This is a genomic window from Sciscionella marina DSM 45152 (assembly GCF_000379465.1).
GTDB lineage: Bacteria > Actinomycetota > Actinomycetes > Mycobacteriales > Pseudonocardiaceae > Sciscionella > Sciscionella marina.
On record NZ_KB905465.1, the window covers coordinates 146,562 to 162,945 of the forward strand.

Below are 16,384 nucleotides of genomic sequence, written 5' to 3' on the forward strand. Positions count from 1 at the left end.
AGTTTTTGCAGGTCAGAGGGGCACCCGAGGAAGGTGTCCCTCTAGCACCCCGAATCCGTCCCCGCGGTCGGCCGGAGTCGGCCTCCTGGCGAGTAGCAAGCGAGGTCCGCATGGAAACGAGACAGCTGCCTGCCGCCCAGTGTGATCCAGACCATCAGCGCAACGATGGGGTCACCGGACATTCGATGGTCCAGGACATGCTCAATGGCTTCGGCAGCTGTCGGACGCGAACTCGGCGAGGCACGCGGCGCACAACTCGTGCCCTGCTCCAGGAGCGGCTCCGCGAGCCACCACAGATCGATATTCTCACCGGACCGAGCATCTGCCCGATCAGACCTCGGCTCGACGAGATCTTCCCACGGCGATGAACCGTTCCGGTGGAATGCCCCGTCAGTCTCGAGTCAGCTTCCGGTGGATGTCGTGGTGCGCTCGGGTGGCTTCGCCGCCGAGCCGCGAATACTTGTTGTGTTCGTAAGCGGCGTAGTTGCCTTCGAACCAGAACCACCGTGCCGGATCCTCGGGCGTGCCTTCCCACGCGAGGATGTGAGTGGTGATCCGGTCGAGGAACCATCGGTCGTGTGTGGCGACGACGACGCAGCCCGGGAAGGCGAGCAACGCCGATTCGAGAGATCGCAATGTCTCGATGTCCAGGTCATTGGTCGGTTCGTCGAGCAGCAGGACATTGCCGCCTTGTTTGAGTGTGAGCGCGAGGTTGAGCCGAGTGCGCTCGCCACCGGAGAACAGCCGCGCGGGTTTCTGTTGGTCCGTCCCGGTGAATCCGAACGCGGCGAGATAGGCACGGGACGGGATGTCGACCTTGCCGACGGTGACGTAGTTTTCCCCCGCCGCAACCAATTCCCAGGCCGTCTTGTCCGGTTCCATTCCGGTACGCTGCTGGTCGACATAGGACAGTCGGACGGATTCGCCGAGCCTGATTCGCCCCTCGTCGGGACTGAGGACTCCGGCGATCATCGTGAACAGGGTTGTCTTCCCGACACCGTTGGGCCCGATCATACCGACAATACCGTTTCGGGGCAGTGAAAATGACAGGTCCCGTATCAGGTGGCGCTCACCGAGCGATTTGGATACGTGCTCGGCCTCGATCACCGAGCTGCCCAGCCGCGAACCGGGCGGGATCTGTATTTCCTCCGGATCCACGGCACGGGCGGTGGTCGCCGCGGACATCATTTCTTCGTATCGGCTCAACCGGGCTCTTGCTTTCGCTCGTCGCCCCTTCGGGCCCGCGCGGCCCCAGGACAATTCTTCTTGCAGGTGTTTGCGTCGCTTGGCGTCTTTGCGCTGTCGACCGTCCAGCCGGGCTTGTTTTTCGTGTAGGTAATTCGAATAGTTACCCTGGTAGATATAGGCATGCCCGCGATCGATCTCGAGAATCCATTCGGCGACATTGTCCAGGAAATATCGATCGTGGGTGACCGCGACAACGGTGCCCGGATACGATTCCAGATGTCCCTCGAGCCATTCGACACTCTCCGCATCGAGGTGGTTGGTCGGTTCGTCGAGCAACAGTAGGTCAGGTCGTGCGAGCAGCAACCGGCACAAGGCCACTCGCCTGCGCTCGCCACCGGAAAGTGAGCGCACCGCCATGTCCGCGGGCGGGCAGCGCAGCGCCTGCATCGCCTGCCCGAGGCGGGCGTCGAGATCCCAGGCACCCACCTGGTCGAGCCGTTCCTGCAACGCCCCGAGCTCCTCGAGCGCATGCTCGGTCGCGGAGTGCGCCAATTGCCCCGTCAGTTCGTGGAACCGGCTGAGCATGTTCCTGGTCCTGCGGACACCTTCTTCGACGTTGCCGAGCACGGTCGTCGTGTCGTCGAGCTGTGGTTCCTGGAGCAGAACGGCTCTGGTGGCCTCAGGGCTCAGCGTGATCTCGCCGCCGGAGGGAGGATCCAGGCCGCCCATGATCCGCAAGGCGGTGGATTTTCCGGCGCCGTTGGAACCGACGACGCCGATCCTGGCTCCGGAAAGGAGTGCCAGAGTCACATCGTCGAGGAGCACCCTTCCGCCACGGGCGACCCGAATCCGGTTCAGCTGGAGAATCGTTCGCATGAGATCGATCCCTCCCGGTTGTGCGCGCTTGGTCTGACCGGGTGGCCGGATGGCCTCAGTCATCCCGGACTGCTGGGGAGAGCGGTTCATCCTTGCGTGAAGTGGGCACGACCTACCTCCTGTGTCATGAGGTAGGGACCGTTGGCGGTCGGTCACCGCATACCATGGCGGGTCCCTCCGCCGGTATCGCCGTGTCCAGGATAGCGCATCGACTCTGGAGTCGCGCCGGCTTGACTGCCGACTGTGCCTGCGGTCATGCTGGCTTCGTTGTAGCGATGGGGCTCGCTCATTGCCTCACCGGCCCTGCCGGTGAGACTGATGGCTCCTACTGGTCTCCGGTGCCGTATCGGGAGGTAGGAGCTGCATGCGGTTGTCGCGGTACGCGGTTCAGCGCGCCCGCCTGGCCTATGGGGATGATCAGGCCCGCTCTGCTGCGGTGCTCTTGACGGTCGGCACCAGATCCGCCCGGCGGTTTCCACCCGGCGTACTCGGTCCACCAGTCCCGTGCGCGGTACGGGCTCATCCGCACCGCAAGCCTTCGTGGTGGATGAACGGAACCGGAACACGGTCCTTGCGGGCAGTTGCCGGGACCATCCGGAAGCGAAAGGAGTGCGATCGTGGTCAACAAGGACGACGCTGATACCAATCTCCGGTGTTCTGTCGTTGTGTATCGCGGCGACGATGTTCTGCTCTGCCGGCGGCGTTCGGACTGGGTGCTGCCCGGCGGCACCCCTCGCAGACACGAAAGCACCGCAGCTGCGGCGCGGCGCGAAACCGTGGAAGAAGCCGGTCTGCAAGTCGCCCCGACGAGGGTCGCTTTCGTCTTGGAGACGGTCAACACCGCAGCCGGTCACCATCTGGTCGAGATCGTTTTTCTGGCGCATATGGCCGAACACGGGACGGAACCCGTGCAGCGCGAGGACGGTCTCGTACCGCAGTTCGTGTCACTCGCCGAGCTGCACACGCTGCGCCTGAGTCCGCCGATCGGCGGACATATCCGTGCGCTGCACCGCCAGGCCGGGGCAACGGGCGCTTACCTGGGTAATGTCTGGCGACCGCAACCAGCCGAGGAGGTCGAGTAGCACGGCCGCCACCTGCGAGACGGGAGCGGACAGGTGACCGGTTCTGCTGGAAACCCTGAGCCCGGTGCCCGTGCGCCGCAACGGAAGGGTCGTTTCCCGCGGCCGCGGCGGTATCCACTGGCGGTGCGGTTCGTCATCGTGGTCGGCGTGATGAGCTTCTTCGCCGATTTCACCTACGAGGGCTCGCGCAGCATCCTCGGTCAGTATCTCGGTCTCCTGGGGGCCGGGACGCTGACGATCGCGGTCATCAGCGGGCTCGGCGAATTGCTCGGCTACGGATTGCGGCTGCTGTCGGGTCCGGGAGCCGATCGGACCGGCTGGTATTGGCCGATCACCATCGGCGGTTACGTGCTGCAGATGTCGGCCGTGCCCTTGTTGGCCCTGGCCACGTCGTGGCAATTCGCCGCCGTGTTGGTCATCCTCGAGCGGATCGGAAAGGCGATTCGCAACCCTCCCCGGGATGCGATGCTCTCGCATGCCGCCGCGGGAATGGGCTATGGGTGGGCATTCGGGATACACGAGGCTCTGGACCAGTTCGGAGCCATGATCGGGCCGTTGGTGATCGCGCTGGCCTTGGCGGTCTCCGCCCACGACTACCGGCTCGCATTCGCCGTTCTGGCCGTCCCGGCCGCATTGATGCTCGCGTTGTTGGTCGCTGCGCGGTTTCTGTATCCCCGCCCGCAGGATTTCGAGTCCACGAACACCGCTACGAACGGACCCGGTCATCCGCGCATGTTCCGGGTCTACGTGGTGGCGACGGCATTGGTCGCCATGGGGTTCGCCGATTTCCCCGTGATGGCATTCCACTTCCAGCAAAACGGTGTGCCGACGGTGATCACGCCGATCTTCTACGCCAGTGCGATGGCCGTGTCCGGGGCCGGTTCCCTGGCGTTCGGGCGGCTGTTCGACCGGGTCGGGATCGGCCTTCTCGTGCCACTGACCGTGATTGCCGCGGTGTATGCACCACTGGCATTTCTCGGCGGGTTCTGGCCGTCCCTGATCGGCAGTTGCCTGTGGGGGCTGGGCATCGGCGTGCACGAATCGATCATTCCGGCCGCCGTTGGCTCAATGGTCCCTCCGGCACGACGGGCATCGGCCTACGGGATTCTGACAGGCAGCTACGGGATCGCCTGGTTTGCCGGCAGCGTGGCGATCGGCGCCCTGATCGGTGTGTCTTTTCCGGCTGTCGTGTCGTTCTCCGTGGCAATCCAGCTCGCCGCGATCCCGCTGCTTCTGGTCGTCCGCCGAGAACGGCGTCCTGCCCGAGCGCGTTGATCAGCATGCACGACATCCGCTGCCCCCGATCCCTCATCGATGCGGTGGTGACCGATCGGAGGAGCTCGGACGGCGAGCGAGTCCTGTCCGCGTTGCTCACCGACCGGAACCGAGGGCTCACCGCCCCAGACTGCGGAGCTCGGGGCTGAGCAGGTCGAGCAATCTGCTACAGGGCCAGGCGCTGCGCCGCCGTTCGGTCTGGTCGACGGTCTCATGCAGTTGGGCCTGGTAATCGTCAGGGCCAGACCAGCGCGGACACCGTTCGTACAGCGGGCACGGGCTTGGCCTGCGTTTTCCGCGCGCACTACAGATCGGTGTCTTCCCCGTACGAAAGGCACGCAATGCGCGCCAGAGCAACAAAACCTCGTCATCGCTCACCCGAGCCATGCCGACACCTCGCTTTCTCCCAACAGTGATCGGCCGGTTGGCAACGGCATGGCCGGCGATCTGTCCCCCACCGCCGCGTCTGCCGCCATGCCAGGACGCTCATCGTCTCGGAAACGTCGTGGGTCACAGGAATTGCTCAGGCATCACCGACCCATGGGACTGCGGTGGGGAATCGGTATTCTCGGGCGCGGTTTTCGGCCACAGCACCACCGCCGCGCCGGTACTGATCGCCCACCCGGCGATGACGTCGGTCGGCCAGTGAACACCGAGCACCAGTCGGCTCAACCCGACTGCCGCACCGACCACCACGACGATGGCGGCACTGCTCCGAGTTCGGTCGGGACACAGCGAGGAGGCCACGAGTACGGCCCCGGTCCCGGCCAGTGTGGTGTGCCGGGAAGGGAAGCTCGGACCCGAATACCGTGCGCGACGCAGGTGCTCGGGCGGGCGCGCCCGATCGACCGACCGCGCCAGCACATACCGGGACAGCGAGATCAGCAGCAGTGCCACCACGGGCCTGCAGACCGCTGCCGGGTGCCGCGCCCGAATCCCGGCCGCGACACTCGTTGCCGCTACCGCGCTCCACACCAGAGAAGTCTCCCCCAAGCAAGTGACCGCGTTCGCCAGCCGAACCTCGCGTTCGCCCGTGGCCAGCGCGATCTGCTCGAGGATCCGGTACTCGATCTCGCGATGCCGCGCCGGTCCGCGGTACCCGGACCGGCGGATCGATGACTTCAGCGAAAATGAGGCCATTGCGCCCGGTCCCGGCTGTGCTCGACTCGCAGGCGAATCGGTGCTGTGAGGTCGATCTCGTCGAGATCGGCCTCGGCGACCCACTGAATCCCGCTCGATTCGACGCTGACCCGCATTTGCCCGCCCACCGGATGAGCCAGAAAACACACGGCGAATTCTTGTCGCACATGCCCGTCCGGATAGGCCATGACGTAGGCGGGATCCGAATAGATTCCGACCAACCCGGCCAGCGCGATGTTGATCCCGGTCTCTTCCTTCACCTCACGGACAGCGGCGTGCCCGACGGTCTCGCCGACCTGTTGCGCTCCTTCGGGCAGATTCAACGCGCCGGTATCGGCGCGCCGGATCATCAACAACGCACCGGCCTCGTCGAACACGCAGGCGCACGCGGTCACGGCGATGATGTTGGCCGCCGGAGCGTTCTCGCTGTGGAAATACTCCAGCCGTGCCGGCTCCGCCGAAACCGGGTCGTCATCGTCCGGGGGCAGCCACTCTCGTTGCCTGGCAGTTCCGGCCAAGGGTTCATCCCGCCTTTCGTGCTGTATGGCTCAGCGCCGCCAGTGCCAGCGCGGCCGTCTGGCTGTTCGGATACGTCTTCGTCGAACGCAGGGGTCGCGGCGGGACGATCCGCCATCGCCGTCTGCCCGCGGGATCGGTCTCCCGGCGTATCCTTCCCACGTAGGCGCCGTCGCAACACACCACCTGGATCACCGCCGAACCGGGAACCAGATCGGCGCGGCACGGACCGGCCTGTTCCGCCAGACGGGCAATGGCCTGCTCCTCCAGAGCCATCAGCCTCGCGTGGTAGACCGTCTGGGCGGCCCGATCGGAAACGAGGTCGAACGAACCGCCTGTCAGCGCGTTCGATGAGACCGGCGAGCTGGACACCGCCAGGGGATCGGCGCAGCCTGGCCCACCCCGCCACGGAAACACCATGTGCCGCTACCTCCGATCCGCGCGTTTCCGCGCTCGAGGTAGGGACCGTTGACGGCACGAACACCGTGATTGGCGGCGAGCCCCTCCGCCGTGCTACCGAAGTTTAACGCACGGTCCCAGGATTTCCCAGCATTCGCGATCCGCGTCGCGCGCGGCGGCGATGGCGGAAGTCCGCCGCAGAACACCGCCGCAAGGTGGCCGCGGTCGCCCGGCACGCATCGCCAGATGACCCGATCGATCGGTTTCCCGGCTCGGATCCGCGGTTGACGGAACTTCGCGATTGACGCAGGATCAGAGACGACGCGATGAAGCCCGCGGATGCGCCCACCGAGGACGATGATGGCTCCTACCGAGGCCCATCAACGCCTAGGTGGTGTCGCGAATGGCGAGCGTAGATCTCCGGCACGCAACGGTCGATTTCCCTGTCTTCGACGCGAAGAGCAGGTCCTTGAAGAAGACGGTCCTCACCGGAGCCGGGAGCCGGATCGCGACCGCTGACCGGATTCCGGTCGTACGCGCACTGGACGATGTCTCACTGCGACTCAATGTGGGTGATCACCTCGGGCTCGTCGGCCACAACGGTGCGGGAAAATCCACGCTGCTGCGCGTGATCGCCGGCATTTACGAACCGACGGCCGGACATGCCACTACGAGAGGACGGGTGGCGCCGGTATTCGACATGGGCGTCGGTATGGACCCCGAGTTGAGCGGATACGAGAACATCTTCATCCGCGGCCTTTTCCTCGGAGTAAGCCGCCGCCGAATGCTGGGCCATGTCGACGATATCGCCGAGTTCACCGAGCTCGACGACTATCTGTCCATGCCACTGCGCACGTATTCCACCGGCATGCGCGTCCGCCTCGCCTTGGGTGTCGTCACCTGCCTCGCTCCGGAGATACTCGTGTTCGACGAGGGAATCGGCGCCGTGGACGCGAGTTTCCTGAACAGGGCACGACAACGGTTGCGCAGCATGGTCGACCGCGCGGGAATCATGATTTTCGCGAGCCATTCCGAACAGATGCTCCTCGACCTGTGCGATCGGGCCCTCTGGCTGGACGGCGGGCGGATTCGGGCGGTGGGCACGGCACGAGAAATCCTGGACGGATACACGACACAATCGCGGACACCGTGAGATCCGCACCGCCGTGAGCTCGTTTTCCCTATAGCGGGCCTCGCTGGCGGCAGGAAAGAAATAGGGGCTCACTGCGCCAGCGAGGCGGTCAGCGGAAAGCGCAACCATCACGCTGACCGCCATCGAGTCTATCAGCGTGATTGCGCTCAGAGAAGATTGTGCTGACGCCGAAAAGCAGCTTCTGACCGAGACGTGTTGCGCTCGGAACGCAGCACATCCCGGCATTGCACAGGCGACGAATACTAATTCTGTACCGGTGACCGACACGGTTCTCGACGGAGCACGGTCCCCGCTATGCCTGCGAACAGAGCATTTCCGGTTGTCAGTCGACGGCCTCCATCTCCAATTGTCGCCGGTCCTCCTCGCTCATGATGTGCGACAGGGCTTGTCGCGCAGCGGCGGGAAGAGAACCGAACTCGCGTGCCACGGTGCGCAGATGCCTGCGTTTGGCTGCTCGCCGGGGTAGTCCTGGCGAGGGCTCCAGCTGTGCAGGTATCTGATCCCGGACCTCGTCGTCTCCGGCGGTATCGCCACTCGAGGTGAGAGATTCGGTCTCGGCCTCCGTGTCTTTCTCTTCGCTCATTCCTATCGGACCGGAGCGATCACCATGCAGAAACTGCCGCACCACGTGTTCGTGACTGGTCAACAGCACCTCGCGTGGACCGAACATGACAAGACGTTTCCGGAACAGCATTCCGAGGTTGTCCGGAACAGTGCGCGCGATGTTGATGTTGTGGGTGACGACGAGAATGGTCGCGTCGATCTGGGTGTTGATATCGATCAGGAGCTGCGACAGGTAGGCCGTACGTACCGGGTCGAGGCCGGAATCCGGTTCGTCGCACAGAATGATTTCCGGATCGAGCACGAGTGCCCTGGCCAGACTCGCCCGCTTGCGCATGCCACCGGAGACCTCGCCGGGCAGCCTGTCCTCCGCCCCGGAAAGGCCGACCATGGCGAGGCGTTCCAGCACATTGTTCCTGATCTCGTGCTCACTTTTCCGGGTGTGTTCGCGCAGCGGGAAGGCGATGTTGTCGTACAGATTCATCGAGCCGAACAGGGCTCCATCCTGGAACATCACACCGAACAGGCGACGAGCTCGATAGAGTTCATGCTCCGAGCAATGCACGAGGTCCGTGCCGGCGACGGTTATCCGGCCGCTCTCGGGTTTGAGGAGCCCGATCAAGGCTTTCAGCAGCACCGACTTGCCCGTACCCGAAGGTCCGAGCAGCACGCTGACTTCCCCCGCGGGAAGGGTCATGGTGACGTCGCGCCAGATATCGGTCGGCCCGAACGACTTGCTGATGTGGTCGATCTCGACAGCCCTGCCCGTCATCGTTGTTCACCTCCTGTCACGACGCCGGGCGCTGCGCCGCTCCGGCTGTACAGTTCCGCCGGGAGCGCCGAACTCAGCTCGGGGGACAACGCCCAGCGAAGCGAGGAACCGTCGTCGAAGTCGGCGAACAGTTCCGCTTCCGCTGTCCGGATGCTCCTGGCCGGGCCGACGGGGACGGCCACCATGCTCACCCCGTGCACCAGCGGCAGCCGCTCATCGTCGCGCCGAAGCACCAGCAGCTCCGAACTCGTGAGGATGGCACAGGTGTCGAGGCATTCGGTCTTTCCTCGGCGGCGTGCTCGTTGCCGCGGCCGTATGCACAGCGGTTCGCCCGGGGAGAGCCGGACCAGCGGAGAATGTTCGATGTGCCGCCATGGGGTCGACAGCGCCGCACCGGTCAGCCGCGGGTAGCGAGAAGGAACATGCCCGCCGAGGCGCACCCGGATATCGATGAGGAGATTGCCGATCAGCGGCCACGAGGTCCGTGGATACCGGAACATCAACCGCCGGTCCGCGCCTGTCACGGTCAGCAGGCCACACGCCCCGTCGATCGTGTGCTCCACGGCGGTGATCTGCGGGTAGGCGAACGCGGCCGCGACTCGTTCGTATGGCAGATCGTCGACCCAGAGCGCCACACCGTTCTTTCCGATACCGAGCACCTGTGTCGGTGTCAGGACCCAATCCCTGCCGACGCGGGCAAGGTCGGCCGGGGCCACCAGCAGCTGTTGCGGGTACCGCACATCGACCAGCTCACGCAGCGCGGCCACCGCATCCCCCGGCGCCGCCGACCAGGTGGACGGCAGATACGGCGGAACGCTCACCTGAAAGGCTCTGAGGAGCTTGACGGTCGAGGCGTCGAGCCCGATCTCCCACGGCAGTAACGCTATGGCTGAATCCCGGTTCGTGGCACGGTCACCCGTGACGACGCTGAAGAACCCCATACCTACCTCCCGCTCGTGCTGGAAGTAGGGACCGTTGGCGAAGCAGTCGTCCGCATCAGTTCGGCGAGCCCCTCCGCCGATGTCGTCATGGTAGCAACGTGATCACCGGCGTGGCCAGCTCGAGGCGGTGAGGAACCCACCGCCCGCGCCCGGTCCGGTCATGGTCGTGGTCTCGGTGGCCAACCGCGGGCGATGCGGTTAAGCTGATGGTGGGTGATGGGGCTCACCGACATGCCGCGTCCGAATCGCTGACGGTCCCTGCGGATGGAGACTGGACGGAGGACGGGCATGTGCAGCGCACCCGGGGACACCTTCGCTTTCGCCGGTCTGCTCTTCGACCGGGTGGACGTGCGCGACCAGGCTCTGCGGTCCGCGCCTCCCGACTGCCTCACCGATCTGTGTCTCGATCAGGTGATCGAGACGATCATGCCCGGTGAGCAAGAGCCCGCGAAGGCGTTCTTCTACTGCCCCCAGCCGACCATCGAGGCGATCACCGCACGCCAGCAGCTCCTGCGGGACATCGAGCAGCCCTTTCTCTTCGACGCGTTCCAGACCTTCTGCACGGCGATCGGACGGGTGCGGAACCTTGTCGCTCAGGCCGGCCGCACCTACTATCGACGGGCCCGGGAGGCCCGGCTGCTCGACGCGGCGCAAACCTATTTCGCGACGGTACGCGAGCTGCACCGCCGGTTGTGCGCTGCCCAGCTGCACGCGACTCGACTGCGCACTCTGCGGCAGTGCCTGACCGGATATGTCGAATCGGCCTGGTTCAGGCGAGCTGAGCAGGCCGAAGCGCAAACTCGGGCGCAGCTGCGGGAGATCCGCTATTGCGTTCGGATCAAGGGGCAGCGAGTGCACGTCTTCGGCTACGAAGGCGAAGCCGACTTCAGCGCCACGGTCGCCGATCTCTTCACGAGACTGCATCCCGTCCGGCCGACCGAATTCCCCGAGTCCCCCGATGAGACCTCGGCCATGGACCACGTGCAGGCCGCCATCCTCGATCGCGTCGCTCGCCTGTATCCAAGGGCCTTCTCCGCCCTCGACATGTTCTGTTCGGCGTATCCGGATCTCCTCGGCCCCGGGGTCGAGCGCCTCGATGCCGATCTGCGGTTCTGCCTTGCCTGCCTACGTTTCGTACAAGACTTTCGTGCTGCCGGGTTCGCCTGGTGCTACCCGGAGGTCGTGCAGCGGCCCGAAACCGTGTACGCCAGCGGTTCCTTCGACCCTGCCCTGGCGCACCGGCTGCGCGCTACGGGAAATCCCATCGTCCGCAATGACTTCCACCTCTCCCCTGCCGAGCGGCTGATCGTGCTGACCGGTCCCAACCAGGGTGGTAAGACGACCTTCGCCACTTTGTTCGGCCAGTTGCACTATCTGGCGGGCCTGGGTCTTCCGGTTCCCGCCACCGCTGCCCGCCTCGCGCGATTCGACCGGATACACACGCATTTCGGGCGGCGCGAACATCTCGCCGATCTGCGAGGTGGTCTGGAAAGCGAGCTCCGGCATCTGCACCGGATCGCCGAGACGGCCACACCGGACAGCATCGTGATCTTGAACGAGGCTTTCAGCTCCACCAGCACCGCCGATGCCGTCTCTCTTGGGACACGCTTCATCCGGCTGCTCCTCGCGCGCCGAGTCCTCGGCGTCTACGTCACCTTCCTCGATGAGCTCGCCGCCGAGGACACCGGAATCGTCAGCATGATCGCCGAATTCGACACCGGGACTCCACCCGAACCCAGTTACCGCATCCGCCGCGGCCCACCGTGTGGCCGTCTGCACGCCAGCATGCTCGCCGCCCGCCACCGGCTCTCGTACCGGGATGTCATCGAACGGATCGCGCGATGAAGGTGTGGCTGCTGCACGCCGATCGCGACTCCGAGCAGGAGCCCGCGCAACCCTGCGATGCCGACACTCTCGCCGAAGACCTCGAACTGGGGACGCTCGTCGACGCGATGGCCGACGGCGACCCCTTCCTGGCGGCGACCGGACGGCGAATACTGTTGTCCAGCCGCACCGACCCGGACGAGCTGCGTTACCGGCAGGCCGCCGTGCAGGACGCGATAGCACAACCCACAACCGTCGAACGGCTGTATCGTCTCGCGAGCCAAACCCTGGAACAACGCCGCCGCATCTGGCGGTCCCTGCTGCACAAACCGGAGACGATCCTGCCGTGGGCACTCGACACACTCGAGGTCTATCTCGACACGTTCGAGGAGCTGGCGCCGGTTCTCGATCAGGCGGATCGGTTCCGGTCACCGGCCTTCACACAGCTGTTCGATCGCCTGACCGGCGAGCTCGAGCAGGGTTACCTGAGCCGGGTCGGCACGATCTCGCACATGCTCCGGATGCGCTCCGGGGTATTGTTCAGCGCGACACTGGGGCGTGGCCACACCGGCAGCGACTACCTGTTGCATCAACCCCGGGACTGGCCGGCTCGGGCGCGCACAGCGGCTTCGCCGCGACGGAAGACCTACAGCTTCTCGATACCCGATCGCGACGAGGCCGGGGAACGCGCACTATCGGCGATGCGCGACCGGGCCCTGAGCACGGTCGCCGCCGTCGTCAGCCAGGTCGACGAGCACCTGTGCCTGTTCTTCACCACGTTGCGGCGCGAACTCGCCTTCTATCTCGGTACTGTGCGCCTGCACCGGCGGCTCACCGCTCTCGGGCAACCGACGTGTTTTCCCGTTGTGCACACCGTGAACGATCGGTCCTGGTCCGCGCGGCAACTCTACGATCCCTGCCTGGCTCTGCACCAGGACAAAGCTGTGGCCGGTAATGACCTCCATGCCGACCACCGTGCTCTGGTGCTTGTCACCGGCGCGAATCGCGGCGGTAAGTCGACGTTCCTGCGTGGCCTCGGCGTGGCTCAGCTGATGACCCAGTGCGGAATGTTCGCACCGGCCGAGGAACTGGAGATCAGTATCTGTCCCGGGATCGCGACCCACTATCGACTTGGTGAGAATCGGAGTCGCACGCGCGGGAAACTCGACGAGGAATTGCACAGGCTTTCCCGGATCGTCGAGCACGCCGAGCCCGGTGCACTGCTGCTGTGCAATGAATCGCTGGCGGCGACCAACGAACGAGAGGCCGCGCTGATCGGTTCCGAGCTGATCGCCGCCCTGGTCGAACGAGGCATCAGAATCGTGTTCGTGACCCACTTCTTCGAGCTGGCGAACAAGCTGACGCATCAGCATGGCTCCGGAGTGCTGTGCCTGCGCGCCGAGCGGCGCGCCGACGGGGAACGGACCTTCCGCATGACCGAGGGCGAGCCTTCGCCCACCAGTTTCGGCCAGGATCTCTACGCCCGGTTCTTCGGCGGCGAATCAGCCGATCCTGCCTGGTCCGAAACCGGGAGACCGGGATCCGCCGTGGTGTGGAACGGATCCGGGCGATCATGAGCGGCACCGGCAGCACCGATCCGCGACACGGCACCGCCCGGCTGTCCGTGCTGGCCGCGCAGGTGCGACCACTGTTGTCCACGGCGGAGAACCGAATCCTCGACGATGCCGTGCAGCGCACCCGACAGGGACAGCTGCGGGTGCTGGTCGTCGGCGAGGCCAAACGCGGCAAGAGCACACTGGTGAACCGGCTTTTCGGCACCGAACTGTTGCCCACAGGGGCATTGCCGGTCACCAGTGTCGCCACGGTGGCCACGGTCGGCACCGACCGCAGCGCCGGGGTGCGCTACCTCGACGGCCACGAGCAGCTCATCGACACCGAGGAGATAACACGATTCGTCAGCCAGCGCGAAAACCCCGACAACCGGATGGGAGTCGACCACGTCCATCTCACCGCGCCGAGCGCGGTGTTGCCCGACGGCATCCAAGTCGTCGACACACCGGGCACCGGCTCGGTGCACACCGCCAACACCGAGGAATCGGCCCGCGCCCAAGCCACGGTCGATCTCGCGCTGTTCGTCGTGGCTGCCGATCCTCCCATCTCGGCAGCCGAGCTCAGCCTGGTCGACGACGTCATGACCACCGCCTCGGCCTCGGCGATCGTGATCAACAAGATCGATCTGGTCCCCGCGGCCGAGGTGCCCCGGATCGTCGAGTTCACCCGCGAGGCCATCGCCGGCGTCCTGGAATCCCCGCCGGTGCTGTTCCCGACCTCGCTCCGGCAACCGGGCGCCCCGACCGAACTCGCCACCTGGTTGTCCGGTCATATCGACGCGCACGGCACCCGCGACATCCAGAACTCCACCGCACGGGTGCTCCGCAGGCACGCGACATCCGCGCTCGACGGGTTGCGGGTACGGCAGCATCTGCTCCGGCAATCCCAGCGGCAGCAGGCCGATACGGTCGAGGCGCTGCGACAGATCCTCACCCGTGCGCAGGCCTCCTCCTCGACCGCCGCCGATCACATCCGCGGCGAGCGCGACCGTGTCCTGCGACAGCTCAACGACGACCACGAACACGCGGTGGCCGAGGCTCGCATGGCGATCGGGCGGGAAGCGGCCCTGCCGCTCACGACCACCGATCCGCCCGAAGAAGCGACCGCGCGGCGCCGCACGGAACTTTCGGCGCTCACCGGAGAGTACTGCGCCGTCTGGTTCGATTCCCTCGGCCCACGACTCGAGCAGGCCATGCGCGATGCGGCCGGTCAGGCTCTCGGCGAGCTGCGCGAACAGCTCCGGCAAGCGCGCCAGGCCGCTGAGCGGACACTGGACCTTCCGCTCTCGGATGTCGACGAGCCCGAACCGCCCACGCCACCACGCCTGCCGCACATAGCGCCGACCGATTCCGCCGTCTGGCACGAACTGGTCACCGGCACACTCGTCAAGCAACTCCCCCGCGGTGCACGCAGACAGCGGCTCCAGCGCCGGCTCCGCACGTGGGGACCGGACAGGGCGGCGCAGGCATTCGGCAAAGCACGCGCCAGTCTTCAGCAGTGGCTGTACGATACGGCACTCACCTATGACCACAGCCTGGTCGCCATTCACCGAACCCAGCTTGCCGCGCTGGAAGAGGGAATCGACCACGTGCGACAGCACTCCTCCGACAGCGACACCGCAGCTCAGTGCACCGCATTGACAACGCAGATCCATCGGCTCGAGCACGTTCTCGCCGAGCTGGACACCGTGCGTGCACCCGAGTTCGCAGGCGAACACTCCACCCGGACGCCAGGGAATCGGCAACTGCCCGGCAACGAATAGATTCCGGTCACGCCGACGAACGAACCCGAGCCGGGCGCCGGTCCAGCCCGTCCGGAAACCAGCCGGAACGGAGGTCACGGCTGCTCATCGCGGCACACGGGCCTGGTTCGGAGGGAGCGTTTACCCGGTATTGCCGCGGCTTCGCGGAACGAATATGCTCGGGAGCAATGGCGATGGGGCTCGCCAACAACCGCGGCGCTTCGCTGCTGACGGTCCCTGGTCGATGCGGTAGTGCGCGGTCAGGAGCCACGTGGATGATGCTGGGCGAGCAACGTATGGTGGACGTCGTAGTCGAACAGCCGCGAGGTCACCGCCACCGATACGAGGTCGGCCATGATGGCCTGAAAAAGCGTCTGCAGGGAATAATCCAGACTCACGCCCGATGTCCCGGTGAATACGGCTATATCGTCGGAACCGCGGACTCCGGTGGGCCGCTGCACGCCGTCGTGCTGACCGAGGAAGCCACTTTTCCCGGTTGCGTCATCACGGCCCGGCCGATCGGTGTGCTGTGTTACGAACGAGATATGCGCGCATCCGTGATCGTCGCGGTTCCCGCGGTTTATTCCTCCTATCAGGAAATCGAGGACATCGACTCCTTGCCCGGGCACCATCGGACCGAACTGCGACAGCGGATCGAGCGGCTGACGGGGGTACAGCCCGATAGGGACGCGACCGTCACGAAGTGGGGAGACCACACTATGGCACGGCGAATCATCAACAAGGCCTTGGACGATTCCGGCGAACAGAACACGGCTGTTCGATCGGCCGCAGATCAGCCCGCTGCGGAACCCCGGGGGCATCCGGGCGACCGGGGAGCTACGGCCCCTCGTTTCGCCGCGCACGCGGTTCTGGGTTTCGAGCCGCATCATGAGGGTGACACGGTGCTGGCGGCCGGAGTGGATCTCGCGTCCCGTCTGGGGCTCACCTTGCACGTGGTGCATGCCATCAACCTCACCGACTATCCGGTCGATCCGGATTCCGCGAACTGGGAACGTGACGGTCAGTCCCATGTGGACGCCGACCGGCGCCGAGCCGAGAACATGCTGCGGCGATCCGGGATCACGTGGACCTATCGGGCCGATCGTGGCGACCCGGTACAGCTGCTGCGCGGTGTGGCGGACGAATACGACGCGTTGATGTTCATCGTCGGCAGCTCCGGAGAAGGGCCGAGCCGTGTGGTGCGGCGCCTCTTGCAATCACCGTCGGTCTCGCATGCCTTGATCAACCGGACCCACAGACCGGTGGTGGTGGTCCCCCCGCATGCCCTGGAACACACGGCACCCAGCTGAAGGGACATCTCCGGAACGGCTTGCACCGGTCGCG

General features: G+C 65.5%; 13 protein-coding genes and 1 pseudogene. 8 read left to right on the forward strand and 6 right to left on the reverse strand.

Going from position 1 to position 16,384, the window contains the following annotated elements; all coding sequences use genetic code 11:
• Positions 1-390 precede the first annotated feature (390 nt).
• Positions 391-2,064 (reverse strand): energy-dependent translational throttle protein EttA, encoded by a 1,674-nt coding sequence (ettA, locus tag A37U_RS0141195; RefSeq protein WP_026198172.1) that lies wholly within the window; start codon positions 2,062-2,064, stop codon positions 391-393.
• Between the two features lie 617 nt (positions 2,065-2,681).
• Between ettA and A37U_RS0141200 the strand changes: the two genes are divergently transcribed.
• Both A37U_RS0141200 and A37U_RS47875 read left to right on the forward strand, forming a co-directional pair.
• A complete protein-coding gene (locus tag A37U_RS0141200; protein ID WP_020502506.1) occupies positions 2,682-3,146 on the forward strand; it encodes an NUDIX hydrolase in 465 nt (154 codons plus the stop codon).
• Between the two features lie 123 nt (positions 3,147-3,269).
• On the forward strand, positions 3,270-4,421 hold the full coding sequence (locus A37U_RS47875; protein ID WP_020502507.1) for an MFS transporter: 1,152 nt from the start codon (positions 3,270-3,272) through the stop codon (positions 4,419-4,421).
• Between the two features lie 510 nt (positions 4,422-4,931).
• Here A37U_RS47875 and A37U_RS49000 read toward each other — a convergent pair.
• The 3 genes from A37U_RS49000 to A37U_RS47885 form a co-directional block, all read right to left on the reverse strand.
• On the reverse strand, positions 4,932-5,561 hold the full coding sequence (locus tag A37U_RS49000; protein ID WP_020502508.1) for a phosphatase PAP2 family protein: 630 nt from the start codon (positions 5,559-5,561) through the stop codon (positions 4,932-4,934).
• On the reverse strand, positions 5,543-5,956 hold the full coding sequence (locus tag A37U_RS0141215) for an NUDIX domain-containing protein (RefSeq protein WP_240437835.1): 414 nt from the start codon (positions 5,954-5,956) through the stop codon (positions 5,543-5,545). The genes A37U_RS49000 and A37U_RS0141215 overlap by 19 nt, the downstream gene beginning before the upstream one ends.
• 127 nt (positions 5,957-6,083) lie before the next feature.
• Positions 6,084-6,449, reverse strand: coding sequence for a hypothetical protein (locus A37U_RS47885; protein ID WP_157183364.1), 366 nt, complete (start codon positions 6,447-6,449; stop codon positions 6,084-6,086).
• Between the two features lie 430 nt (positions 6,450-6,879).
• Here A37U_RS47885 and wzt point away from each other — a divergent pair, with 430 nt between their 5' ends.
• On the forward strand, positions 6,880-7,629 hold the full coding sequence (gene wzt / locus A37U_RS0141225; protein ID WP_020502511.1) for a galactan export ABC transporter ATP-binding subunit Wzt/RfbE: 750 nt from the start codon (positions 6,880-6,882) through the stop codon (positions 7,627-7,629).
• 322 nt (positions 7,630-7,951) lie between these two features.
• Here the strand turns inward: wzt and A37U_RS0141230 are convergent, their stop codons facing one another.
• Both A37U_RS0141230 and A37U_RS49005 read right to left on the reverse strand, forming a co-directional pair.
• Positions 7,952-8,962, reverse strand: coding sequence for an ABC transporter ATP-binding protein (locus tag A37U_RS0141230; RefSeq protein ID WP_020502512.1), 1,011 nt, complete (start codon positions 8,960-8,962; stop codon positions 7,952-7,954).
• Positions 8,959-9,903: a hypothetical protein gene (locus A37U_RS49005; RefSeq protein WP_020502513.1), complete on the reverse strand. Its 945-nt coding sequence runs from the start codon at positions 9,901-9,903 to the stop codon at positions 8,959-8,961. The genes A37U_RS0141230 and A37U_RS49005 overlap by 4 nt, the downstream gene beginning before the upstream one ends.
• A 288-nt stretch (positions 9,904-10,191) precedes the next feature.
• Between A37U_RS49005 and A37U_RS0141240 the strand changes: the two genes are divergently transcribed.
• From A37U_RS0141240 to A37U_RS54290, 5 genes and pseudogenes are all read left to right on the forward strand, one after another.
• Positions 10,192-11,748, forward strand: a complete 1,557-nt coding sequence (locus A37U_RS0141240) for a MutS-related protein (RefSeq protein ID WP_020502514.1) — start codon at positions 10,192-10,194, stop codon at positions 11,746-11,748.
• Positions 11,745-13,304, forward strand: coding sequence for a MutS-related protein (locus A37U_RS47900; protein ID WP_020502515.1), 1,560 nt, complete (start codon positions 11,745-11,747; stop codon positions 13,302-13,304). Before A37U_RS0141240 ends, A37U_RS47900 begins: the two co-directional genes overlap by 4 nt.
• The gene (locus A37U_RS0141250) at positions 13,301-15,061 is read left to right on the forward strand and encodes a dynamin family protein (protein ID WP_083934289.1); all 1,761 of its coding nucleotides are present in this window, start codon (positions 13,301-13,303) and stop codon (positions 15,059-15,061) included. The genes A37U_RS47900 and A37U_RS0141250 overlap by 4 nt, the downstream gene beginning before the upstream one ends.
• A gap of 275 nt (positions 15,062-15,336) precedes the next feature.
• A pseudogene (locus A37U_RS55280) lies at positions 15,337-15,732 on the forward strand (inorganic diphosphatase); the annotation flags it as partial.
• Positions 15,733-15,942: 210 nt separating this feature from the next.
• Complete coding sequence (locus A37U_RS54290; RefSeq protein WP_240437837.1) at positions 15,943-16,350, forward strand: universal stress protein; 408 nt, start codon at positions 15,943-15,945, stop codon at positions 16,348-16,350.
• Positions 16,351-16,384 lie beyond the last annotated feature (34 nt).

Coding starts and splice junctions, on each gene's coding strand:
- ettA (WP_026198172.1), bottom strand. CDS start 2,064: ATGCGAACGATTCTCCAGCTGAACCGGATTCGGGTCGCCCGTGGCGGA.
- A37U_RS49000 (WP_020502508.1), bottom strand. CDS start 5,561: ATGGCCTCATTTTCGCTGAAGTCATCGATCCGCCGGTCCGGGTACCGC.
- wzt (WP_020502511.1), top strand. CDS start 6,880: ATGGCGAGCGTAGATCTCCGGCACGCAACGGTCGATTTCCCTGTCTTC.
- A37U_RS0141230 (WP_020502512.1), bottom strand. CDS start 8,962: ATGACGGGCAGGGCTGTCGAGATCGACCACATCAGCAAGTCGTTCGGG.
- A37U_RS49005 (WP_020502513.1), bottom strand. CDS start 9,903: ATGGGGTTCTTCAGCGTCGTCACGGGTGACCGTGCCACGAACCGGGAT.
- A37U_RS0141240 (WP_020502514.1), top strand. CDS start 10,192: ATGTGCAGCGCACCCGGGGACACCTTCGCTTTCGCCGGTCTGCTCTTC.
- A37U_RS47900 (WP_020502515.1), top strand. CDS start 11,745: ATGAAGGTGTGGCTGCTGCACGCCGATCGCGACTCCGAGCAGGAGCCC.
- A37U_RS0141250 (WP_083934289.1), top strand. CDS start 13,301: ATGAGCGGCACCGGCAGCACCGATCCGCGACACGGCACCGCCCGGCTG.